Origin of the sequence: Pseudomonas sp. HMSC067G02 (assembly GCF_001813485.1) — a bacterium.
Taxonomy (GTDB): domain Bacteria; phylum Pseudomonadota; class Gammaproteobacteria; order Pseudomonadales; family Pseudomonadaceae; genus Pseudomonas; species Pseudomonas aeruginosa.
Window position 1 is genome coordinate 30335 of record NZ_KV812729.1, and the last position, 21174, is coordinate 51508.

20 protein-coding genes are annotated in these 21174 nt (G+C 67.5%); 11 read left to right on the forward strand and 9 right to left on the reverse strand.

The features are described from left to right. Positions 1-10 precede the first annotated feature (10 nt). The 3 genes from HMPREF2914_RS28970 to HMPREF2914_RS28980 are packed head-to-tail and all read right to left on the reverse strand — an operon-like array spanning position 11 to position 2771. Complete coding sequence (locus tag HMPREF2914_RS28970) at positions 11-799, reverse strand: ABC transporter permease (RefSeq protein ID WP_003084366.1); 789 nt, start codon at positions 797-799, stop codon at positions 11-13. After that, on the reverse strand, positions 796-1725 hold the full coding sequence (locus HMPREF2914_RS28975; protein ID WP_003110577.1) for an ABC transporter permease: 930 nt from the start codon (positions 1723-1725) through the stop codon (positions 796-798). Before HMPREF2914_RS28975 ends, HMPREF2914_RS28970 begins: the two co-directional genes overlap by 4 nt. Then, entirely contained in the window at positions 1722-2771 is a 1050-nt protein-coding gene (locus HMPREF2914_RS28980) for an ABC transporter ATP-binding protein (protein ID WP_023092295.1), read from the reverse strand. The genes HMPREF2914_RS28975 and HMPREF2914_RS28980 overlap by 4 nt, the downstream gene beginning before the upstream one ends. A gap of 327 nt (positions 2772-3098) precedes the next feature. Here HMPREF2914_RS28980 and HMPREF2914_RS28985 point away from each other — a divergent pair, with 327 nt between their 5' ends. Beyond that, positions 3099-4064 carry an SdiA-regulated domain-containing protein gene (locus HMPREF2914_RS28985; RefSeq protein ID WP_004364984.1) on the forward strand — a complete coding sequence of 322 codons (966 nt, stop codon included), beginning with the start codon at positions 3099-3101 and terminating at the stop codon, positions 4062-4064. A gap of 38 nt (positions 4065-4102) precedes the next feature. Here HMPREF2914_RS28985 and HMPREF2914_RS28990 read toward each other — a convergent pair whose 3' ends face one another. The 3 genes from HMPREF2914_RS28990 to rpiA form a co-directional block, all read right to left on the reverse strand. Continuing rightward, positions 4103-6046: an autotransporter outer membrane beta-barrel domain-containing protein gene (locus HMPREF2914_RS28990; RefSeq protein ID WP_004364986.1), complete on the reverse strand. Its 1944-nt coding sequence runs from the start codon at positions 6044-6046 to the stop codon at positions 4103-4105. Between the two features lie 300 nt (positions 6047-6346). After that, positions 6347-6679, reverse strand: a complete 333-nt coding sequence (locus HMPREF2914_RS28995; protein ID WP_003110581.1) for a YegP family protein — start codon at positions 6677-6679, stop codon at positions 6347-6349. A gap of 122 nt (positions 6680-6801) precedes the next feature. Then, a complete protein-coding gene (gene rpiA / locus HMPREF2914_RS29000; protein ID WP_003084386.1) occupies positions 6802-7473 on the reverse strand; it encodes a ribose-5-phosphate isomerase RpiA in 672 nt (223 codons plus the stop codon). A 234-nt stretch (positions 7474-7707) separates the two neighbouring features. On the opposite strand from rpiA, the gene ilvA reads away from it, so the two are divergent. The 4 genes from ilvA to HMPREF2914_RS29020 all read left to right on the forward strand — a co-directional run bounded on the left by ilvA (position 7708) and on the right by HMPREF2914_RS29020 (position 11619). Then, positions 7708-9246, forward strand: coding sequence for a threonine ammonia-lyase, biosynthetic (ilvA, locus tag HMPREF2914_RS29005; RefSeq protein WP_017001827.1), 1539 nt, complete (start codon positions 7708-7710; stop codon positions 9244-9246). Positions 9247-9365: 119 nt separating this feature from the next. Continuing rightward, the gene (locus HMPREF2914_RS29010) at positions 9366-9833 is read left to right on the forward strand and encodes a DUF2269 domain-containing protein (protein WP_003084389.1); all 468 of its coding nucleotides are present in this window, start codon (positions 9366-9368) and stop codon (positions 9831-9833) included. Positions 9834-9883: 50 nt separating this feature from the next. Next, positions 9884-11155 carry an SDR family oxidoreductase gene (locus HMPREF2914_RS29015; RefSeq protein WP_023092296.1) on the forward strand — a complete coding sequence of 424 codons (1272 nt, stop codon included), beginning with the start codon at positions 9884-9886 and terminating at the stop codon, positions 11153-11155. Further along, entirely contained in the window at positions 11152-11619 is a 468-nt protein-coding gene (locus HMPREF2914_RS29020; RefSeq protein ID WP_003084393.1) for a DUF2269 family protein, read from the forward strand. Before HMPREF2914_RS29015 ends, HMPREF2914_RS29020 begins: the two co-directional genes overlap by 4 nt. Here the strand turns inward: HMPREF2914_RS29020 and HMPREF2914_RS29025 are convergent. Both HMPREF2914_RS29025 and HMPREF2914_RS29030 read right to left on the reverse strand, forming a co-directional pair. Then, positions 11592-12833, reverse strand: coding sequence for an MFS transporter (locus HMPREF2914_RS29025; RefSeq protein WP_023092297.1), 1242 nt, complete (start codon positions 12831-12833; stop codon positions 11592-11594). The two genes, HMPREF2914_RS29020 and HMPREF2914_RS29025, sit on opposite strands and share 28 nt — an antisense overlap. Positions 12834-12882: 49 nt before the next feature. Further along, positions 12883-13536 carry a histidinol-phosphatase gene (locus HMPREF2914_RS29030; protein ID WP_003084397.1) on the reverse strand — a complete coding sequence of 218 codons (654 nt, stop codon included), beginning with the start codon at positions 13534-13536 and terminating at the stop codon, positions 12883-12885. A 203-nt stretch (positions 13537-13739) separates the two neighbouring features. On the opposite strand from HMPREF2914_RS29030, the gene HMPREF2914_RS29035 reads away from it, so the two are divergent. The 3 genes from HMPREF2914_RS29035 (at position 13740) to HMPREF2914_RS29045 (ending at position 17677) form a co-directional block, all read left to right on the forward strand. Beyond that, a complete protein-coding gene (locus HMPREF2914_RS29035; RefSeq protein ID WP_003084400.1) occupies positions 13740-14219 on the forward strand; it encodes an RNA pyrophosphohydrolase in 480 nt (159 codons plus the stop codon). A 22-nt stretch (positions 14220-14241) separates the two neighbouring features. Continuing rightward, positions 14242-16521: a phosphoenolpyruvate--protein phosphotransferase gene (gene ptsP, locus HMPREF2914_RS29040; protein ID WP_003084404.1), complete on the forward strand. Its 2280-nt coding sequence runs from the start codon at positions 14242-14244 to the stop codon at positions 16519-16521. Between the two features lie 118 nt (positions 16522-16639). Continuing rightward, complete coding sequence (locus HMPREF2914_RS29045; RefSeq protein ID WP_003084406.1) at positions 16640-17677, forward strand: sensor domain-containing diguanylate cyclase; 1038 nt, start codon at positions 16640-16642, stop codon at positions 17675-17677. Positions 17678-17680: 3 nt separating this feature from the next. On the opposite strand, the gene HMPREF2914_RS29050 is transcribed toward HMPREF2914_RS29045, so the two are convergent. Then, a complete protein-coding gene (locus tag HMPREF2914_RS29050) occupies positions 17681-18436 on the reverse strand; it encodes an NRDE family protein (RefSeq protein WP_003084407.1) in 756 nt (251 codons plus the stop codon). 121 nt (positions 18437-18557) lie between these two features. Here HMPREF2914_RS29050 and HMPREF2914_RS29055 point away from each other — a divergent pair, with 121 nt between their 5' ends. From HMPREF2914_RS29055 to HMPREF2914_RS29065, 3 genes are all read left to right on the forward strand, one after another. Further along, positions 18558-19361, forward strand: a complete 804-nt coding sequence (locus HMPREF2914_RS29055) for a sulfite exporter TauE/SafE family protein (RefSeq protein WP_003110587.1) — start codon at positions 18558-18560, stop codon at positions 19359-19361. 9 nt (positions 19362-19370) lie between these two features. Continuing rightward, positions 19371-20171, forward strand: a complete 801-nt coding sequence (gene lgt / locus HMPREF2914_RS29060) for a prolipoprotein diacylglyceryl transferase (protein WP_003084409.1) — start codon at positions 19371-19373, stop codon at positions 20169-20171. A 205-nt stretch (positions 20172-20376) separates the two neighbouring features. Next, complete coding sequence (locus tag HMPREF2914_RS29065) at positions 20377-21171, forward strand: thymidylate synthase (protein WP_003110588.1); 795 nt, start codon at positions 20377-20379, stop codon at positions 21169-21171. Positions 21172-21174: the final 3 nt, after the last annotated feature.

The window sequence follows — 21174 nt, forward strand, 5'->3', positions numbered from 1 at the left end:
AGGCAGGTTCTCAGCGGCGGCGTTGGCCGAGGTAGTACGACAGGGCGACGAAGGCGATGGAAATCATGAGGATGATCGATGAAATCGCATTGATCTTCGGGGATATGCCCATGCGGATGGAGCTGAAGATGTACACCGGCAGGGTGGTTGCGCCGGCGCCGGCGACGAAATAGGTGATGACGAAATCGTCCATCGAGATGATGAACGCGAGCATCGCCCCGGACAGCACGCCGGGCATCAGCAGCGGCAGGGTGATTTTCCAGAAGGCCTTCCACGGCGAGGCGTAGAGGTCGGCGGCGGCCTCCGCCAGGCGCGGGTCCAGGCCCTCCAGGCGGGCGCGGATCGGCAGGTAGGCGAAGGGGATGCAGAACACGATGTGGGCGATGAGGATGGTGAACAACGACAGCTTCAGGCCGATGAAGGAGAAGAACATCAGGGTCGCCACCGCGGTGACGATCTCCGGCACCAGCAGCGGCAGGCCGAGCACGCCGTTCATCAGGGTCTGTCCGCGGAAGGCGCGACCACGCATGCCCAGCGCGGCGAGGGTGGCCAGGACGGTCGAGGCCAGGGTGGCGAGGGTGGCGACGATCAGCGAGTTCTTCGCCGCGCGGAGGATTTCCGGATCGTTGGCCACCACCGCGTACCATTTCAGGCTGAAGCTTTCCCAGAGCGTCGCCGACTGGCCGCTGTTGAAGCTGAGCGCTACCAGCACCAGGATCGGGATGTAGAGGAAGGCGAAGAACAGCCAGGCGGCCTGGCGCACTCCGCTGAAGGTCCAGAGTGGATTGCGGCCGTTCATGGCTGGCCTCCGCCGGCGTTGGCCCGGAAGCGCAGGTTGTGGATCAGCATCGCCAGCAGGACGAAGGCCAGCAGGGCGAACGAAAGGGCGGCGCCGAAGGGCCAGTTGTGCGCGGTACCGAATTGCAGCTGGATCAGGTTGCCGATCATCAGCGCCTTACCGCCGCCGAGCAATTCCGGAATGATGTAGCTGCCCAGGGCCGGGATGAATACCAGGATGCAGCCGGCGACTATCCCCGGCATCGCCAGCGGCACGATCACCCGGCGCAGCGCTTTCCAGCGGTTGGCGCCGAGGTCGAATGCCGCCTCCACCAGGCGCCAGTCCATCTTTTCCAGGCTGGTGTAGATCGGCAGCACCATGAACGGCAGGTAGGTATAAAGGAGGCCGATGATCACCGCGTTGTCGGTATAGAGCAGCCCCAGCCCGGTGTCGGTCAGGCCGATGCCTTGCAGGCCGGCGTCCACCAGCCCGCCGTTGCGCAGCAGCAGGATCCAGGCGTAGACCCGCACCAGCAGGTTGGTCCAGAACGGCACGGTGACCAGGAACAGCAGCAGGTTGCGCCGGCGTTCCGGCTGCAACGCCAAGTACAGCGCGGTGGGGAAGCCGAGTGCCAGGCAGCCGAGGGTGGTCAGCAGCGACAGCCAGAACGAGCGCTGGAAGATGCCCAGGTAGTCGGCGTTGAACACCAGGCTGTCGTCCAGGTCGCGTTCCCAGAGGAAATTGAGGTAGGCCTCCAGGCTGTGCTGGCCCCATTTCACTCCGCCGTAGTCGCCGGATTGCTGGATCGACACGGCGAACATGATGCCCAGCGGGATCACCAGGAACAGCACCAGCATCAGCATCGCCGGGCTGCTCAGCAGCAGGCGCCGACGCAGCTGCCGGCGTTCGGCCGACTGTTGCGCGGTAGGTCGCCCGGCGGTGCTCATTCGGCGAGCACCCGGATGGCGGCGGCGGGAATCCGCACCCGCACCTTCGCCCCCGGACTGTGCGGGCAGCGTGCGCCGTCGCGGTTCTGCTGGCGCACGCGGAAGCCCGGCTGGCCGGCCACGTTCAGGTGGTAGACGGTATCGGTGCCGACATAGACGATGTTTTCCAGCACGCCTTCCAACTGGCCGTCGGCGGCCAGTTCGGTGCGCTCCGGGCGGATCGCCAGGGTCACCGCGCCGCTGCCCGGGGTCGTCGCGGCCAGCCGCTGGCCGTCCGCCAGGCGCACGCCGTCGGCGTCGGCCTGGCCCTCGAGGAAGTTGGTTTCGCCGATGAAGTCGGCGACCGCCCGGTTCAGCGGCGCCTCGTAGATGTCGCTGGGTGTGCCGACCTGCAGCACCTTGCCCTTGCTCATCACCGCGATGCGGTCGGACATGGTCAGCGCTTCCTCCTGGTCATGGGTGACGAAGATGAAGGTGATCCCGGTCTCGTGCTGCAGGCGCTTCAGCTCGATCTGCATTTCCTTGCGCAGCTTCAGGTCCAGCGCCGACAGCGACTCGTCGAGCAGCAGCACCTTGGGCCGGCTGGCCAGCGCGCGGGCCAGGGCGATGCGTTGCTGCTGGCCACCGGACAACTGGTCGGCGCGGCGCTTGCCGACCTCCGGCAGCTTCACCAGCTCGAGCATGCGGCTCACGGTGGCGCCGATCTCGCTGCGCGGGCGGCCCTGCATCTCCAGGCCGAAGCCGATGTTCTCGGCGACGCTCATGTGCGGGAACAGCGCATAGCTCTGGAACACCGTGTTGACCGGGCGGCGGAACGGCGGCAGGCCTTCCATGCGTTCGCCATAGAGGCGGATGCTGCCGGAACTGGGCTGTTCGAAGCCGGCGATGAGGCGGAGGAGGGTGGTCTTGCCGCAGCCGGAAGGGCCGAGGAGGGTGAAGAATTCGTTGGCGTGGATATCCAGGGACACATCGTCAAGGGCCTTCAGGCCTTGGCCGGGGGTACCGAATTCCATGCAGATCCGCTCGATGGCTATCGCGCTGGTCATGCTGAATTCCATGCAGTCAAGCAGTTGTTATTGTTGAGGTTTTGCGGTTTCTGGGGCCCGCTTCACCTGCTGCGGTTCGATAATGACCGGGGCGCCGCGGGCGCAGAACGATAGATGCGGCCAATAAGGGATCGAACAGGCCAATCTGGTGGCGCTGGAAGAAGACTGCGGATGCTCTCTTGTCGTCTCTTTCGGACAGGAAACTCGGACCTGTCCGAGTCGCCCGGGCGGCTGGCTGACTTTAAGCTTGGCTTCAGCCTGGAGCCGTAGCTTGCGTAGGAAAGGTCGGGCGCAGCCCGTTTCCATACAGCGTACAGGCTCTATGCTATGACTATCCACGCCCAAACTCCCGAGCCGTTTTCAATGTCCCGAGCTTTTACGCCTCGCCGTCTGCTGCTGGCCGTCCTGCTGGTCGCGCTGACCGCGCTGGTCCTTCTCGGCCAGAGCTTCCGCGTCTTCGACCGGGCCTGGTTCGCTGTCCAGGAGTGGCGTCACGCCGATGCCTGGAAAGAGCGCTCGATATGGCTGCCGGACTACCGCGTGCGGATCGAGGCGCAGCCCATCGAGGGGTTGAACGACGACGTTTCCGCGCTGACCTTCGATCCCGACCGGCGCACCCTGTTCACCGTGACCAACCAGCCGGCGCAGATCATCGAGCTGTCCTTGCAGGGCAAGGTACTGCGGACCATCCCGCTGACCGGCTTCGGCGACGCCGAGGCCATCGAGTACATCAGCCGCGGTGTCTACGTGATCACCGACGAGCGCCAGCAACGCCTGGTCAAGGTGCGCCTGGAGGACGATACGCGCTTCATCGACGCTGCCGATGCCCAGCAGCTTTCGCTGGGTATCGGCCTCAACGGCAACAAGGGTTTCGAGGGGCTGGCCTACGACGCCGAGGGCAAGCGCCTGTTCGTCGCCAAGGAGCGCGACCCGGTGCGCATCTACGAGATCCACGGTTTCCCCCACACCCAGGCGGACAAACCGTTCGCCGTGCACGTGGTGGACGACCCCGGGCGCGACAAGCGCCTGTTCGTCCGCGACCTGTCCAGCCTGCAGTTCGACGAGGGCACCGGGCACCTGCTGGCGTTGTCCGACGAGTCGCGTCTGGTAGTCGAGCTGGACACCGACGGCGAGCCGGTCAGCACCCTGTCGCTGCTGCGCGGCATGCACGGCCTGAAGCGCAGCGTGCCGCAGGCCGAGGGCGTGGCGATGGACGACCGTGGCGTGCTCTACCTGGTCAGCGAACCGAACCTGTTCTACGTGTTCAGCAAGGACGAGCCGGCGCAGCCCTGACGCGGATGCGGGGACGGCAGGAGCGTCCCCTGGCCCGCTCAGAACTGCCAGTTCACCCCGAGCGAATAGCCCGCCTGGTTGCCTTCGCTGTGGGCGAAGCGGCTGTTGGCTTCGGCGAAGACCCCGAGCTGCTCGGTGATCGCCAGTTGCGCGCCAAGCTGGGCGCGGCCGAAATCCTTGTCCACGCCGCCCATGTCGGCGACCCGGACACGCCCGTCGCCGCGGCTGGTCAGGTCCATGTCCTCCAGGCGTCCGTCCGCCAGCTCGCGGACCCAGCGCAGGCTGGCGTAGGGTTGCAGGCGCATTCTCGCGCCCAGCGCCAGCTCGCCGCGCAGGCGCCAGCCGAGACTCGCCTCCAGCGAGTCGTAGTCCTGCTTCTCGTAGCCGAGTGCGGTACGCAGGGCCTCGTCCTCGCGGAAGTCGTCGATGCGGTAGCGCATGTAGTCGAGACCGGCCAGCGGCCCGCTCCGCAGTTCGCCGAAGCTGAAGTCATAGCCGCCTTCCAGCCGGGCGCCCCAGGACCAGGCCGAGGTGTCGCCCGACAGACGCTGGTCGAGCAGCACCGGCCCGCCGGCGGCCTGGAGGTAGACCGAACGCTTGCTGTCGTAGCGGGTATGCCCGAGGTTCAGCTCGCCGGCCAGCCATTCCGGACCGCCGTCGTTGTACAGGCCGAACAGGCCGAGCTGCCAGGTGTCGCCCTCGATGCGCCCGCCATGGTCCAGCTTGTCGCGGCTGCGCTGGAAGGCCAGGCTGCCGCCGAGGGTCAGGGCCTCGCTGTAGCGGTAGTCGCCGAGCAGATGCACGCCGGCGCGCCTGGACTCCGGATCGCCAGGCATGTCGAAACCGCTGTCCGGCGAGACCTCGCCCTCCGCGCCCACCTCGCCGTCGAAGCTGCCTACCGGCCGGTTGCTGCCGAGCAGGGTCAGCCAGCGGCGGTCGTGCAGGCGGGTCAGTGCCTGGTGCTGGCGCTGCAACTGGTCTTCCATCTGCCGCGCCAGGGCGCCGCCGGAGGCGGTGGAGGCCAGCAGGTCGGCGTTGGTCAGCTCCAGCACCAGGCGCGTCAGCAGGCGGGAAAAGTCGCGCATGCGTTGCTCGATGCGCTCCTGGCCGAGGGCGTTGGTCAGTACTTCCTTGTTGTCCTCGGCCGGGTCGTGCCAGGTTGAGCCGCCGGGAATCGCCGGGTTGTCGGTCTGCTCGTAGCCGTCCAGGTCGCCCAGTTCCCAGTTGGTCGCCTCGATGAACAACACCGGGATGTCCATCCCGTTGAAGCTTTCGCCGTCGCTGCAGCAGCCGGTACCCGCCGGGTATTCGGCGTTCAGGCCGGGGTTGGTGAACAGCGGGATGTCCAGCTCGCGGGCGATGCGCAGGATCTGTTCGCGGTAGGCGCCGAGGGCCGGGTTGGACACGCTGTTGGAGCCGGCATGGGCGTACATCTTGTCGCCGGTGACCAGGCTGTCGAGGTTGATCATTCCCAGCAGGTTGGCGCGCTGGCTGGCGTCGAGGGACTCGACGTAGGCACGCGAACCGCGCAGGCCTTCCTCCTCGGCGCCGAAACCGACCACCTCGAGGCCGTTCTCCAGGGCGATGCCGCCGAGGTTGCGGGCGATCTCGGTGAGCACCGCCGCGCCCGAGGCGTTATCGTCCAGGCCCTGCAGGGTCGGGCGACCGTAGTAGGTGTCGTAGTGCGCGCCGAGTACCAGGAACTTCCCGCTGCTGCCGGGCGCCGAGGCGATGACGTTCTGCGAACTGCGGTTGCCGGCCCAGGTGAAGTCCTGGCGACTGGTCTGGTAGCCGAAGCCCAGGCGCGACTGCATCAGTTCGCTGGCGCCGGCGAAGCTGGCGGTGCCGCGATAGCGGCCCGGGTAGTCGGTGATCAGGCGCTCCAGGGTCTCCCCGGCGTATTCCCCGTATTGATAGGCGTTGGCACCCAACGACAGCGCAGCACATCCCAGGCCTACAGCGACAGCTAATGGTTTGAACACGGCACTTTCCTCTGTGTCGGTACGATGGTGCATCGAATGATGCTCGCGCCGCGGAAAGCAGGATGCGGACCGTTTCATGTCTCTGGAGCACGAATTGACGCCTGGGCGACCTGAGGTGTCGCTACGTTGTAACTGGCAGCGGCTTGGACGGCGAAGCAGAGAGAGGCAGCGGCCGGGAGTGTTACTTGCGAGCCTGAAAATGGGGCGCTGCGTTCAACTCCTGGGACGGGAAGTAACCGCGGAAGGGAATGCAGAGGTGGATGGGCGGCGCTTGTGCCTCGGCACAGGCGCCGCCAGGCCTCAGCTTTCGTCGCTGAGACCGGCTTCCGGCGCTGCGCGCTTCACCGACTGCACGCCGGCTTCGGCGTTGGCCTGGCTGGCATAGAGCTGGCTCTGGCCGACGACCTGGCCATTGGTGGCCTTGAGCACGAAGTGGAACTTGCCGTTGTTGGCCGGCTTGACCTCGAAGGCACCGTCGCGCTGGGAGTTCTTGCGCACCGACTCGATGCCGCCGAGCGCCGAGTCCTTGGCCTTGTACAGTTCGCTGGTGAGAATGATCTCGCCGTTGGCGGCATGCAGGTTGAAGTGGAACTGGCCGTCTTTCGCTTTCTTCAGATGGAATTTGGCTGCCATGTCTAGCTCCTTGTTCACGGGGTGCGGCGGATCGCAACGGACCAGCCGTCTGCTGAGACACAGCGTAGCCGCTTTTGTTGCAGTGTCGCCCCGCACCGGTCATCGGCCTGGGGCGAGCGGGCTCAGGCCTTGAGGGTCTTGACGCCGTCGGCGGTGCCGAGCAGCAGCAGGTCGGCCGGGCGGGCGGCGAACAGGCCGTTGGTGACCACGCCGACGATGGCGTTGATCTTCTCTTCCAGTTCCACCGGGCTGTCGATGCGCAGGTTATGCACGTCGAGGATGATATTGCCGTTGTCGGTCAGCACGCCTTCGCGGTAGACCGGATCGCCGCCGAGCTTCACCAGTTGGCGGGCGACGTGGCTGCGAGCCATCGGGATGACCTCCACCGGCAGCGGGAACTGGCCGAGGATGGGCACCAGCTTGCTGGCATCGGCGATGCAGATGAAGGTCTTGGCCACCGCGGCGACGATCTTCTCGCGGGTCAGCGCGGCACCGCCGCCCTTGATCAGCTCCAGGCGCTCGTTGCTTTCGTCGGCGCCGTCGACGTAGAACTCCAGCTCGCTGACCGTGTTCAGCTCGTAGACCGGGATGCCATGTTCCTTCAGGCGCTTGGCGGTGGCCTCCGAACTGGCCACTGCGCCGTCGAACTCGGCCTTGTGGCGGGCCAGGGCATCGATGAAGAAGTTGGCGGTGGAGCCTGTGCCGACGCCGACGATGCTCTTGCTGTCGAGGTGCGGAAGAATGTGGTCGACGGCGGCCTGTGCCACTGCCTGCTTGAGCTGATCCTGGTTCATCCCGGGTGCCTGTCTGGTTGCCTGGCCGGCCGTCCCGGCGGCGCAGGCGGAGGGTGCGCGCGGCCGGGGCGGCCCGGCGGGTTTCCGGCACGTCCTGTGCCGCTGCGATACGAAGGGACGAATTATAGCGGCCTGGCGTCCTCCGGTCTTGCCCCGGATGACCGGCAGTCGCGGTGTTTTCCTGCGGCACGCCGGTAGTCCGCCCGGCGGGCCTGGAGTAGACTCCGGGCTTCCGTGAAGTCCGCCGAACCGCCTCCGATGCTCGAACAATACGTCAAGAAGATCCTCACCTCGCGCGTCTATGACGTCGCGGTGGAAACGCCCCTGCAACCCGCCCGCCAGTTGTCCGAACGCCTCGGCAACCAGGTCCTGCTCAAGCGCGAGGACCTGCAGCCGGTGTTTTCCTTCAAGATCCGCGGCGCCTACAACAAGGTCGCGCAGCTCACCGAGGAGGAGAAGGCCCGCGGGGTGATCGCCGCCTCGGCCGGCAACCACGCCCAGGGCCTGGCCCTGGCGGCCAAGCGGCAGGGGATCAGGGCGGTCATCGTGATGCCCAAGACCACCCCCGAGATCAAGGTCCAGGCGGTGCGCGCCCACGGCGCCAAGGCGGTGCTGCACGGCGACGCCTTCCCCGAGGCGCTGGCCCACGCGCTGAAGCTGGTCGACGAGAAGGGCTACACCTTCGTCCATCCCTACGACGATCCGGACACCATCGCCGGCCAGGGCACCGTGGCCATGGAGATCCTCCGCCAGCAGCCCGGCCGCCTCGATGCGATCTTCGTCCCGGTGGGCGGTGGCGGATTGGTCGCCGGCATCGCCGCCTACGTCAAGTACCTGCGTCCGGAGATCAAGGTGATCGGCGTCGAGCCGGACGAGTCGAACTGCCTGCAGGCGGCCATGGCCGCCGGCGAGCGGGTGGTGCTGGGCCAGGTCGGGCTGTTCGCCGACGGCGTGGCGGTGGCACAGATCGGCCAGCACACCTTCGACATCTGCAAGGACCACGTCGACGAAGTGATCACCGTCAGCACCGACGAGATCTGTGCGGCGATCAAGGACATCTACGACGACACCCGCTCGATCACCGAGCCGGCCGGCGCGCTGGCGGTGGCCGGGATCAAGAAGTACGTCGAGCGCGAGCGCGCCGAGGGGCAGACCCTGGTGGCGATCGACTCCGGCGCCAACGTCAACTTCGATCGCCTGCGGCATGTCGCCGAACGCGCCGAACTGGGCGAGCGCCGCGAAGCGATCATCGCGGTGACCATTCCCGAGCGGCCGGGCAGCTTCAAGGCCTTCTGCGAGGCGGTCGGCAAGCGCCAGATCACCGAGTTCAACTATCGCTACCACAGCGGCAGCGAGGCGCACATCTTCGTCGGCGTGCAGACCCACCCGGAAAACGACCCGCGCGAGGCGCTGGTGGCCTATCTGCGCGAGAAGGGCTTCCCGGTCCTCGACCTGACCGACAACGAACTGGCCAAGCTGCACATCCGCCACATGGTCGGCGGTCATGCGGTGAAAGTCAGCGACGAGATGGTGTTCCGCTTCGAATTCCCCGAGCGGCCCGGCGCGCTGTTCAACTTCCTCACCAAGCTCGGCGGGCGCTGGAACATCTCGATGTTCCACTACCGTAACCATGGCGCGGCCGACGGCCGGGTGGTGGCCGGGTTGCAGGTGCCGGAAGACGAGCGCCACCTGATCCCGCAGACCCTGGAGGCGATCGGCTATCCGTACTGGGACGAGACCGCCAACCCGGCCTACCAGCTGTTCCTCGGCTGACCCGCGGCGGCTCGCCGACGCGGGCTGCTAAGCTTCACGGGCAGGTGATCTCCTTCCTCGGGAACTGAGCCCGCCCCCGGCCCCTCAAACGGGCCGGGAACACGGACAAGGATGCGCTGATGGAACATTTTCTCCAGATCAAGATTCTCCACGGAGTCGCCACCGTGCTGCTCTTCGGCGGCCTGCTCGGCCTGGCGTTCTACGCCTGGCGCAGCTGGCGGACGGGCGACGCGGCGCGGATCGCGCGCGGTTTCAAGCGGGTCCGCCTGATCGGCTGGCCGCTGCTGGGGCTCAGCCTGCTGGCCCTGCCGGTCAGCGGCTGGTGGCTGGTGCACCTGGCCGGCTGGCCGTTGGGCCAGAGCTGGCTGCTGTTCGGCGCCTGCCTCTATCTGCTCGGCTGCATCTTCTGGCTGGTCCTCGCCGGCCGCCTGGCGCGGGTCCAGCACCAGGCCGGCGCCGCCGAGACGGCGGGGGCCGCGCTGGGCGAGCAGACCCTGCGCGAGATCAAGGTGGGCCTGGTCATGGCCCTGCTCGGTGCGGCCAGCTTCATCGCGGTGGCGGTACTGATGGTCAGCAAGCCGCTCTGAAACGCCAACGAAATGGACTTCACCGGCCTTCGCCGGTTCTGTAGGAACGCATGCGTATTCTGCTGGTAGGCGCGGGAGGTTTCGTCGGGCGGCACCTGCTCCCGGCGCTGCTCGCCGCCGGACACGAACTGCTCCTCACCGCGCGCCGCCCGCCGGTCGATGCGCCTGCCGGCGTACGCTGGCTGGCGCTCGACCTGGAGCGGCTTGCGGAAAGGCCGGACAGCTTCGCCTGGCCCGCCGGGGTCGACCTGCTGATCAACGCCGCCGGCACCATGAGCCTCGACGAGGCGAGCATGGCTCGCGTCCAGGACAGCGGCGCGCGAGCACTCTTCGACCTCGCTGCGGCCCATGGGGCGAAGGTCCTGCAGATTTCCGCGCTGGGCGCCGGTGCGCACCCGGACGTGGCCTTCCTCGCCAGCAAGGCGGCGGCCGACCGCCACCTGCTGGAACTGGGCATCCCGGCGCTGGTGCTGCGCCCGTCCCTGCTGCTGGGGCCGGGCGGCGCCAGCAGCGCCTGGCTGGAACGCCTGTCGCCGCTACCGCTGATTCCCTTGCTGGACAATCGCGCGCGCCTGCAACCGCTGCATGTCGAGGACCTGGTCGGCGCGGTGCTGGCCTTGCTGCGCTGCTGGCCGGAGCGGGCGCAGGTGATTCCGCTGGTGGGTCCGCAGGCGCTGACCCAGGGCGAGCTGCTGGACGAGCTGCGCCGCGCCCAGGGTTGGCCGCGCGGCCGCTATGTGGTGCCGCCCGCGGCGCTTCTCGATGCGTTGGGCGGGTTTGGCCGGCGTGCTGGCTGGCGGACACTGAGTCCATCGATGCTGAAGCTGGTGCGCCACGACAACCTGGCCGACCCGGCACTCCTCGATGAGGCCTGCGGCTATCGTTGCGCGCCGCTGGCCAGTCGGCTGCTCGGCTGGCCGCAGGCGGCACGCAGCCTGGCGGCTCTGATGCGGCCGCTGATGCTGGCGGCCCTGGTGCTGATCTGGCTGGGTACCCTGGTCGCCTGCCTGGGGCCGGGTTACGGCTGGGGCCTGCGGATCCTCGGCGAGGCCGGCATCCACGGCTGGCCGGCGAGCCTGGCGGTGATCGCCGGGGCCTTGCTCGACGGCGCGCTCGGCGTCGGCCTGCTGCTCCGCCGCTGGCGTCGGCGCGCGCTGCTGGCGCAGTTCTGGCTGATGCTTGGCTACAGCCTGGCGATCAGCCTGATCCTGCCGCATTACTGGTACGACCCCTACATGGCGGTCGGCAAGAACATCGTGCTGATGGTGGCCACGCTCTGGCTGCTGGGCGACGAACCTAGAGCCAGGGAGGCCCGTGGATGAACCTTTACCTGCTGCTGAAGACCCTGCATATCCTTTCCTCGACCATTCTTTTCGGCACCGGCCTGGGGTCGGCCTACTACGCCCTGCGTGCCTGGCGCAGCGGGCAGTTGCCGGTGATCGCAGTGACCTTCCGCCACCTGGTCACCGCCGACTGGCTGTTCATCGCCACCACCGCGGTGTTCCAGCCGCTCAGCGGCCTGGCCATGGTGCATGTCGCCGGCTGGTCGCTGGCCCAGGGCTGGTTGCTGTGGAGCCTGGGCCTCTACGTGTTCGCCGGGCTCTGCTGGCTACCGGTGGTGTGGTTGCAGATCCGCGTACGCGACATGGCCGAGGCGGCCTTGCGCGAGGCGCGGCCCATCGAACCGCTGGCGTACCGCTACATGAACGCCTGGTTCATCCTCGGCTGGCCGGCCTTCATCGCCTTCATGGTCATCTTCTACCTGATGGTCAACAAGCCGGTCTGAGAGTCCGCTCGGCGCAACCAGAGCAACGCCAGGACCAGGAACGCCAGGGAGCCGCCCCAGTACAACCAGGCGAAGCCGCCGGGCCGCTCCAGCAGGAGGAAGGCCAGGGCCGGGCCCAGCGCGGCACCGAGGTCCTGGACGATGGAGTAGCGGGTCATGAAGCCGACCACGTCGCCGGCGCGGGCGACGTCGGCGGCGAGGGCGTCGGTCAGGGTGGTGAGGGCGGTGGCGACCAGCATCACCAGCAGGGCGATGGCCAGCCAGGCGAGAATGGGCAGCCTGCTGGAAAGCAGGCCGAAGCCCATTGCGCCGACCAGTAGCGCAGCCACGTAGAAGCGCCGACGCCCGCGCGGGCCATCCGACCAGGCACCGAAGCGCCCGGCCAGCCAGGGCTCCCAGGACCAGCGCAGGGCCTGGATGATCCCGGAGAGGCCGGCGGCGCTGAGCGCCAGGCCGAGCAGGCTGACCTCGGTGCCGAAGCTGCGGGCGATCAGCGCGCTCAGGGTGGCGGCGAGTACGCCCTGGATCAGGAGCGCGGTGGCGAAGCCGCTGAGGATCACCAGGCCGCGCGGCGGCGGGCGCCTGGCGACGCTGGTGGATGCCGTTGCGGCGGAGGTCCGCGCATGTCCGGCGGGACTCTCCGGCAGGTCGAAACCCTTCGCCAGCAGCGGCAGGCCGAGCAGTGCCAGGAACGCGAAGGACAGCGCCAGCGCCGGCAGGCCGAGGACCGGCACCAGCAGCCCACCGAGCAGCATGCCGACCAGGCTGCCCAGGCGGTAGAGGCCGTTGTACAGGCCCATGGCGCGGCCGCGCTGGTGGTCGGCGGCGCAGTAGACCACCGCCGAGAGCCCGCCGATGCGGAAGAACGACCAGCCGATCCCCCACAGTCCGCGCAGCAGCACCCAGGCCAGGAAACCGCTGGCCAGGCCGTAGCCGGCGGTGCTCAACACGCCGATGACGACCGCCAGGAGCAGGCCGGTCTTCAGTGCCAGGTGCTTGTACAGGCGGCCGATCAGCGGATTGAAGGGCAGGCGGATCAGGCGGTTGATCGACAGCAGCACGCCGACCTGCCAGAGCGCCTCCAGGCCGACCTCGTGCCAGTAGATCGGCAGGGCGATATAAAGCATCGAATCGCCGGCCAGGCATAGCGCGGTGACCAGGGCGACGATCACGACCGGCCGCAGCGAGCCGGGAGTGGGGGCGGTGTGGGGCATCCTGGGTCCGCCGTGGCGCCGCCCGTCGGACGGCGCACTTGTCAGTGGGTCAACGCAGGGAAATGATCGGCCAGCCGCGTTTTTCCGCCTCGGCGCGCAGGCGCGGATCGGGGTCGACGGCCACCGGCCGGCTGACCTTCTCCAGCAGCGGCAGGTCGTTCAGCGAGTCGCTATAGAAGCTGGCGCCTTCCAGGTTCAGGCCGTTCTCGTCGAGCCAGCGTTGCAGGCGAACCACCTTGCCGCCCTGGAAGCAGGGCACGTCGAAGGTCTGCCCGGTGTAGCGGCCGTCGCGCATCTCGCACTCGGTGGCAATCAGGGTCTCCACCCCGAGTCGTTCGGCGATCGGGCCGGTGACGAAGCGGTTGGTGGCGGTGATGATCACCAGCCGGTCGCCGGCGGCGCGGTGCTCGGCGAGCAGCGCCTCGCCCTTGGCCAGCACGATCGGCTCGATCACTTCCTGCATGAATTGGCGGTGCCAGGTTTCCAGCTGGGCCATCTCGGTGCGACCGAGGATCGCCTGGGTGAAGGCCTGGTAGGCAAGGACGTCGAGCTTGCCAGCCACGTAGTCGGCATAGAAGGCGTCGTTGCGCGCCTGGTATTCGGCGGCGTCGACCAGGCCGCGCTGGCACAGCCATTCGCCCCAGCTATGGTCGCTGTCGCCGGCGAGCAGGGTGTTGTCGAGATCGAAAAGGGCCAGACGCACGGGGTGACTCCATCGGTTGGCGGGTGGCGGGAGGGCCGCGAGAGCCTTTTGCGAAGGCTCCCACCGGGCCTTGGGAAAACCCCTAGCCTACCGGCTTTTGCCGGCCCTGTATCCTCCCCGCACGAGTCGCAAAGCCGCGCGTTGCCGCTATCACAAGCTTTATGGAACAATGCGGGCACATGCGATTTCGAGGATGTCCCAGCGTGATCGATTCCGATGGTTTTCGCCCGAATGTCGGCATCATTCTCGCCAACGAGGCGGGGCAGGTGCTGTGGGCGCGGCGTATCAATCAGGAAGCCTGGCAGTTCCCGCAGGGAGGCATCAATGATCGCGAAACGCCGGAAGAGGCGCTGTATCGCGAATTGAACGAAGAAGTCGGGCTGGAGGCCGGGGACGTGCGCATCCTGGCCTGCACCCGCGGCTGGCTGCGCTACCGTTTGCCGCAGCGCCTGGTGCGGACCCACAGCCAGCCGCTGTGCATCGGCCAGAAGCAGAAATGGTTCCTGCTGCGGCTGATGTCCGACGAGGCGCGCGTGCGCATGGATATCACCAGCAAGCCCGAGTTCGACGGCTGGCGCTGGGTGAGTTACTGGTACCCCCTGGGACAGGTGGTGACCTTCAAGCGCGAGGTCTACCGCCGCGCCCTGAAGGAACTGGCCCCGCGCCTTCTGGCGCGGGACTGAACACGGAGACAAGGCCCCGAGCATGCTCAACACGCTGCGCAAGATCGTCCAGGAAGTGAACTCCGCCAAGGATCTGAAGGCGGCGCTGGGCATCATCGTGCAGCGGGTCAAGGAAGCCATGGGTACCCAGGTCTGCTCGGTGTACCTGCTCGACACCGAGACCCAGCGTTTCGTCCTGATGGCCACCGAAGGCCTCAACAAGCGTTCCATCGGCAAGGTCAGCATGGCCCCCAGCGAAGGCCTGGTCGGCCTGGTCGGCACCCGCGAGGAGCCGCTCAACCTGGAGAACGCCGCCGCCCACCCGCGCTACCGCTATTTCGCCGAGACCGGCGAGGAGCGCTACGCGTCGTTCCTCGGCGCGCCGATCATCCACCATCGGCGGGTGATGGGGGTGCTGGTGGTGCAGCAGAAGGAGCGCCGCCAGTTCGACGAAGGCGAGGAGGCCTTCCTCGTCACCATGAGCGCTCAGCTCGCCGGGGTCATCGCGCATGCCGAGGCGACCGGTTCGATCCGCGGCCTGGGCAAGCTCGGCAAGGGCATCCAGGAAGCCAAGTTCGTCGGCGTGCCCGGCGCCCCCGGGGTCGGGGTGGGCAAGGCGGTGGTGGTGTTGCCGCCGGCCGACCTGGAAGTGGTGCCGGACAAGCAGGTCGACGACATCGACGCCGAGATTGCCCTGTTCAAGCAGGCCCTGGAGGGCGTTCGCGCCGACATGCGCGCGCTGTCGAGCAAGCTCGCCAGCCAGTTGCGCAAGGAAGAACGCGCGCTGTTCGACGTCTACCTGATGATGCTCGACGATGCCTCCATCGGCAACGAGGTCAAGCGCATCATCCGTACCGGCCAGTGGGCCCAGGGCGCCCTGCGCCAGGTGGTGATGGAGCACGTGCAGCGCTTCGAGCTGATGGACGACGCCTATCTCCGCGAGCGCGCCTCCGACGTCAAGGACATCGGTCGCCGCCTGCTCGCCTACCTCCAGGAAGAACGCAAGCAGAACCTGACTTACCCGGAGCAGACCATCATCGTCAGCGAGGAGCTGTCGCCGGCGATGCTCGGCGAGGTGCCGGAAGGGCGCCTGGTCGGCCTGGTCTCGGTGCTCGGCTCGGGCAACTCGCACGTGGCGATCCTCGCCCGTGCCATGGGCATCCCCACGGTGATGGGGGCGGTCGACCTGCCGTACTCCAAGGTCGACGGTATCGACCTGATCGTCGATGGCTACCACGGCGAGGTCTACACCAACCCCTCCGCCGAGCTGGTGCGCCAGTACAGCGACGTGGTCGCCGAGGAGCGCGAGCTGAGCAAGGGCCTGGCGGCCCTGCGCGAGCTGCCCTGCGAGACCCTCGACGGCCACCGCATGCCGCTCTGGGTCAACACCGGCCTGCTCGCCGATGTCGCCCGCGCCCAGGAGCGTGGCGCCGAGGGCGTGGGCCTGTACCGCACCGAAGTGCCGTTCATGATCAACGACCGCTTCCCCAGCGAGAAGGAACAGCTGGCGATCTACCGCGAGCAGCTCAGTGCCTTCCACCCGCTGCCGGTGACCATGCGCACCCTGGATATCGGCGGCGACAAGGCGCTGTCCTACTTCCCGATCAAGGAAGACAACCCGTTCCTCGGCTGGCGCGGCATCCGCGTCACCCTCGACCACCCGGAGATCTTCCTGGTCCAGACCCGCGCCATGCTCAAGGCCAGCGAAGGACTGGACAACCTGCGCATCCTGCTGCCGATGATCTCCGGCACCCACGAGCTGGAAGAGGCCCTGCACCTGATCCACCGCGCCTGGGGCGAGGTGCGCGACGAGGGCGTGGACATCGCCATGCCGCCTATCGGCATGATGGTCGAGATTCCCGCCGCCGTGTACCAGACCCGCGAGCTGGCCCGCCAGGTCGACTTCCTTTCGGTCGGTTCGAACGACCTGACCCAGTACCTGCTGGCGGTCGACCGCAACAATCCGCGGGTCGCCGACCTCTACGACTACCTGCATCCGGCCGTGCTGCATGCGTTGAAGAAGGTGGTCGACGATGCCCACCTGGAAGGCAAGCCGGTGAGCATCTGCGGCGAGATGGCCGGCGATCCCGCGGCTGCCGTGCTGCTGATGGCGATGGGCTTCGACAGCCTGTCGATGAACGCCACCAACCTGCCCAAGGTGAAGTGGCTGCTGCGCCAGATCACCCTGGACAAGGCCCGGGACCTGCTCGGCCAGTTGCTCACCTTCGACAACCCGCAGGTCATCCACAGCTCGCTGCACCTGGCGTTGCGCAACCTCGGCCTGGGTCGCGTGATCAACCCGGCGGCTACCGTCCAGCCCTGATTTCCCGCGCGCCGGACGCTTCGTCGTGCGGCGCTTACGCTTTCCCCGCAAGCGTATAGACTGCCTGCCATTCGGTAGAGGCCACTGGCCAGTCGAACGTGCGAGGGATTGCCGCAAAATGGACGAACGGGCGTCGAAGCCGCCAGGTCTTCTTCCGCTGTCACGCGAAGACCTTGAGAAAACCCTGCGATATGCCCTGGAGATCGTCAGCGACGGGATCTGGGACTGGAACATCGCGACCAACCAGGTCAGCCGCAGCGCCGGCTGGTACCTGATGCTCGGCTATCCGCCGCATAGCCTGCCGGAGAGCGTGGAGACCTGGAAGAACATCATCCATCCCGAGGACTATCCGCGGGTGATGGCCAGCTTCCAGGCCTACCTCGACGGCGAAAGCCCGGAATACTGCGAGGAATACCGCTGCCGCACCTACAGCGGGGATTACCTGTGGATCAGCGATCGCGGGCGTTTCGTCGAGTTCGACGAGCGCGGCGAGCCACGGCGGATGATCGGTGCGCACCACGAGATCCATCAGCGCAAGCTGGTCGAGCTGGAGTTGCAGCAGCGCAACGAGGAACTGTTCGACTGGAACCGGCGTCTCGAGGACTTGGTGGCCGAGCGCACCGAGGCGCTGCACCGGGTCAACCAGGCGCTGGCCTCGAAGATGGCCGAGGCCCAGCGCCTGAGCGAAATCGATCCGCTCACCGAGCTGTACAACCGGCGCAAGTTCGAGCAGTGCCTGCACCATGAATGGATGCGCCGGCAGCGCCATGGACGCGCGACGGCACTGGTGATGATCGATGTCGATCACTTCAAGCGGATCAACGACCTGTTCGGCCACTCCACCGGCGATCGCGTGCTGGTCGCCTTCGGCCGCCTGGTCGCCAGCGAGCTGCGCGAGGTCGACGTGCTGGCGCGCTGGGGCGGCGAGGAGTTCATCCTGCTGCTTCCGGAAACCGGCCTGGAGGCCGCGGCGGCCTTGGCCGAACGCCTGCGCCAGCGGGTTCGCTCGCAGTCCTTCGAGATGGGCGAGCGGTTGACCGCCAGCTTCGGCGTCGGCGTGCTGAACGATGGCGAGACCCTCGACCTGCTGCTGTGCCGGGTGGACGACGCCCTCTATCGGGCCAAGCAGCGTCGCGATTGCGTGGCCTGTTGCTGAAGGTCAGCCTGGCGGCAGCACCAGGCTGACCTCGCCGAGCCGGGCGCCGGACGGCCCGAAGCTGCGCTCGATCATCTCCCGCGTGCCGTCGGCGTGTACCCGTACGACGCTGCTGGCGCGAGTGCCGTAGCTCGGGCTGGCGATGAACACGCTGGAGAGCAGACGTTCCGTGGCCAGACCCACGCCGGTATCCGGCAACTGGCTGTCGGCGGCCGGCGCTGCGTCGGCCAGCAGCTCCAGCAGGGCCTGCGGATGCGGCTCGGCAAGCCGCTCGGCGAGGGCGGCGCGAGCCTTGAGCAGCTTCGGCCAGGGCGTATCGAGGGCCGCGTTGGACAGCCCGTAGACCCCCGCCGGCAGCAGGCGCGGTGGCCCTACGCGGGGGTTGTAGTGCCAGAGCTGATGGCGATCGCCAATGAGCAGGTTGAAGCCGGAATAGTCCGCAGCGCGCCCGGCGACCTGCGCCAGGTAGTCGGCCGGGTTGCCGCCGCCGCGCAGGAAGTCCGCCACCAGTTCGCCACGGGAGCGCTTGCCGAGAGCCTGCGACGGATCGCGGACGTTGGTCAGGGCGGCGAAACGGCCGGCCGGGCCGAGCCCCAGCCAGGTGCCGCCGGCCTCCAGGTCGCGTCCGGCGAATACCCCCTCGGCGTCCTCCCAGGCCGCCAGCGGCAGGCTCGGGCGGGCATAGAACTCGTCACGGTTGGCGGCGACCAGCAGCGGCAGGGCGTGCCCCGGTTGCCAGGCGAAGACGATCAGGCACATGCGCGATCCTTGGGATGGGCTGGCCGTCAGGCTAAAGGCATCCGCCATCGCCGTTCAAGCACGACGCCTGCCGCGCGGCGCGCAATTCCGTTACCATGCCGGCTTTCCAACGGGGGCGTGCATGGAGTTTCTCCTCTATATCGTGCTGGGCGCCTGTGCCGGCGTGCTGGCCGGACTGTTCGGCGTCGGTGGCGGCCTGATCATCGTCCCGGCGCTGGTCTTCAGCTTCACCGCGCACGGTTTCGGCGGCGACGTCCTGACCCAGATGGCGGTCGGCACCTCCCTGGCGACCATCGTCTTCACTTCGATCAATTCCATTCTCGAACACCATCGGCGCGGCGCGGTGCGCTGGCCGGTGTTCGCCTGGATGACCCTCGGCATCCTCATCGGCAGTGCCCTCGGCGCGCTGACCGCGGCGCAGATCAAGGGGCCGCTGTTGCAGAAGATAATCGGGGTGTTCGCCATCCTGGTCGCTTTGCAGATGGTTCTCGATCTCAAGCCAAAGGGTAGCCGCGAGGTGCCCGGCAAGGGCGGCCTGACCCTGGCCGGCGCGGTGATCGGCTGGGCCTCGGCGATCTTCGGCATCGGCGGCGGTTCGCTGACCGTGCCTTTCCTCAGTTGGCGCAGCGTGCCGATGCAGCAGGCGGTGGCGACTTCCTCGGCCTGCGGCCTTCCTATCGCCATTTCCGGCGCTCTGTCGTTCATCGCGGTCGGTTGGCACAACCCGCAGTTGCCGGAGTGGAGCCTGGGCTACGTCTATCTGCCGGCGTTGGTCGGCATCGCCGCCACCAGTATGCTGTTCGCCCGCTTCGGCGCGCGCCTGGCGCATCGTTTGTCGCCGCGCGTACTCAAGCGACTGTTCGCCCTGCTGCTGTTCAGCGTGGGCATAAGTTTCCTGACCCCCGATCTCGCTTTTCTGTCGTAGGAGTTATCGATGCTGACGTATCCCCAGATCGATCCGGTTGCGCTGGCCGTCGGCCCGCTGAAGATCCACTGGTACGGGCTGATGTACCTGATCGGGATCGGCGGCGCCTGGCTGCTGGCGTCGCGCCGGATGAAGCGCTTCGACCCGACCTGGACCAAGGAGCGCCTTTCCGACCTGGTCTTCTGGGTCGCCTGCGGCGTGATCCTCGGTGGCCGCCTGGGCTACGTGCTGTTCTACAACCTGGACGAGTACATCGCCAACCCGACGCTGATCTTCGAGGTCTGGAAAGGCGGCATGTCCTTCCATGGCGGTCTGCTCGGCGTGATGCTGGCGGTCTGGTGGTTCGGCAAGCGCCATGGCAAGAGCTTCTTCCAGCTGATGGACTTCATCGCCCCGCTGGTGCCCATCGGCCTGGGCGCCGGGCGCATCGGCAACTTCATCAACTCGGAACTGTGGGGCAAGGTCAGCGACGTGCCCTGGGCCATGGTCTTCCCCAACGGAGGCCCGCTGCCGCGGCATCCCTCGCAGCTGTACCAGTTCGCCCTGGAAGGCGTGGCGCTGTTCGTCATCCTCTGGCTGTTCACCCGCAAGCCACGGCCGACCGCCTCGGTCTCCGGCCTGTTCGTGCTGTGCTACGGGATCTTCCGCTTCGTCGTCGAGTTCGTCCGCGTGCCGGATGCCCAGCTCGGCTACCTCGCCTGGGGTTGGCTGACCATGGGCCAGGTGCTCTGCGTACCGATGGTGCTGGCCGGCATTGCCCTGATGGTCTGGGCCTACCGCCGCGACGCGGCGCAGCCGAAGGCGGCCTGAGCCGCTTTTCGTGCCCGGGGCGGATAACGTCGCAGGCGTCATCCGCTCCGGGCAGCCGGCTTTCCGCTCCAGGGCGTGCATGGCTTGCGCCGGTCGCGCCGAACTGGCGATGCCGGCCCCGTCGCCGTAGACTTGGCCATCCTTCTGTCATCCCTCGGTGGGAGCCGCCACGTCGGCGCCGCACCGATATCGATCCGAGCCTCCGATGAAACAGTACCTCGACCTGATGCGCCACGTGCGCGAGCACGGCACCTTCAAGAGCGACCGCACCGGCACCGGCACCTATAGCGTGTTCGGCCACCAGATGCGCTTCGACCTGGCCGCGGGCTTCCCCCTCGTGACCACCAAGAAGTGCCATCTCAAGTCGATCGTCCACGAGCTGCTGTGGTTCCTCAAGGGCTCCACCAATATCGCCTACCTCAAGGAGCACGGCGTCTCGATCTGGGACGAGTGGGCCGACGAGAACGGCGACCTCGGCCCGGTGTATGGCTACCAGTGGCGCTCCTGGCCGGCGCCGGACGGCCGCCACATCGACCAGATCGCCAACCTGATGGCGATGCTGAAGAAGAATCCGGACTCGCGCCGGCTGATCGTCTCCGCCTGGAACCCGGCGCTGATCGACGAGATGGCCCTGCCGCCCTGCCACGCGCTGTTCCAGTTCTACGTCGCCGACGGCAAACTCAGCTGCCAGCTCTACCAGCGTTCGGCGGACATCTTCCTCGGCGTACCCTTCAACATCGCTAGCTATGCCTTGCTGACCCTGATGGTGGCGCAGGTCGCCGGCCTGCAGCCGGGCGAGTTCATCTGGACCGGCGGCGATTGCCACCTGTACGCCAACCACCTGGAGCAGGCCGACCTGCAGTTGACCCGCGAGCCGCTGCCGTTGCCGAGCATGAAGCTGAATCCCGAGGTGAAGGATCTGTTCGACTTCCGCTTCGAGGACTTCGAGCTGGTCGGCTACGAGGCCCATCCGCACATCAAGGCACCGGTCGCGGTCTGACCC

What these genes read in the sequence shown, in the direction of transcription:
- HMPREF2914_RS28970 (WP_003084366.1), bottom strand. Translation starts at nt 799, where the DNA reads ATGAACGGCCGCAATCCACTCTGGACCTTCAGCGGAGTGCGCCAGGCC.
- HMPREF2914_RS28975 (WP_003110577.1), bottom strand. Translation starts at nt 1,725, where the DNA reads ATGAGCACCGCCGGGCGACCTACCGCGCAACAGTCGGCCGAACGCCGG.
- HMPREF2914_RS28980 (WP_023092295.1), bottom strand. Translation starts at nt 2,771, where the DNA reads ATGACCAGCGCGATAGCCATCGAGCGGATCTGCATGGAATTCGGTACC.
- HMPREF2914_RS28985 (WP_004364984.1), top strand. Translation starts at nt 3,099, where the DNA reads ATGACTATCCACGCCCAAACTCCCGAGCCGTTTTCAATGTCCCGAGCT.
- HMPREF2914_RS28995 (WP_003110581.1), bottom strand. Translation starts at nt 6,679, where the DNA reads ATGGCAGCCAAATTCCATCTGAAGAAAGCGAAAGACGGCCAGTTCCAC.
- rpiA (WP_003084386.1), bottom strand. Translation starts at nt 7,473, where the DNA reads ATGAACCAGGATCAGCTCAAGCAGGCAGTGGCACAGGCCGCCGTCGAC.
- HMPREF2914_RS29010 (WP_003084389.1), top strand. Translation starts at nt 9,366, where the DNA reads ATGGAACATTTTCTCCAGATCAAGATTCTCCACGGAGTCGCCACCGTG.
- HMPREF2914_RS29015 (WP_023092296.1), top strand. Translation starts at nt 9,884, where the DNA reads ATGCGTATTCTGCTGGTAGGCGCGGGAGGTTTCGTCGGGCGGCACCTG.
- HMPREF2914_RS29020 (WP_003084393.1), top strand. Translation starts at nt 11,152, where the DNA reads ATGAACCTTTACCTGCTGCTGAAGACCCTGCATATCCTTTCCTCGACC.
- HMPREF2914_RS29025 (WP_023092297.1), bottom strand. Translation starts at nt 12,833, where the DNA reads ATGCCCCACACCGCCCCCACTCCCGGCTCGCTGCGGCCGGTCGTGATC.
- ptsP (WP_003084404.1), top strand. Translation starts at nt 14,242, where the DNA reads ATGCTCAACACGCTGCGCAAGATCGTCCAGGAAGTGAACTCCGCCAAG.
- HMPREF2914_RS29045 (WP_003084406.1), top strand. Translation starts at nt 16,640, where the DNA reads ATGGACGAACGGGCGTCGAAGCCGCCAGGTCTTCTTCCGCTGTCACGC.
- HMPREF2914_RS29050 (WP_003084407.1), bottom strand. Translation starts at nt 18,436, where the DNA reads ATGTGCCTGATCGTCTTCGCCTGGCAACCGGGGCACGCCCTGCCGCTG.
- HMPREF2914_RS29055 (WP_003110587.1), top strand. Translation starts at nt 18,558, where the DNA reads ATGGAGTTTCTCCTCTATATCGTGCTGGGCGCCTGTGCCGGCGTGCTG.
- lgt (WP_003084409.1), top strand. Translation starts at nt 19,371, where the DNA reads ATGCTGACGTATCCCCAGATCGATCCGGTTGCGCTGGCCGTCGGCCCG.
- HMPREF2914_RS29065 (WP_003110588.1), top strand. Translation starts at nt 20,377, where the DNA reads ATGAAACAGTACCTCGACCTGATGCGCCACGTGCGCGAGCACGGCACC.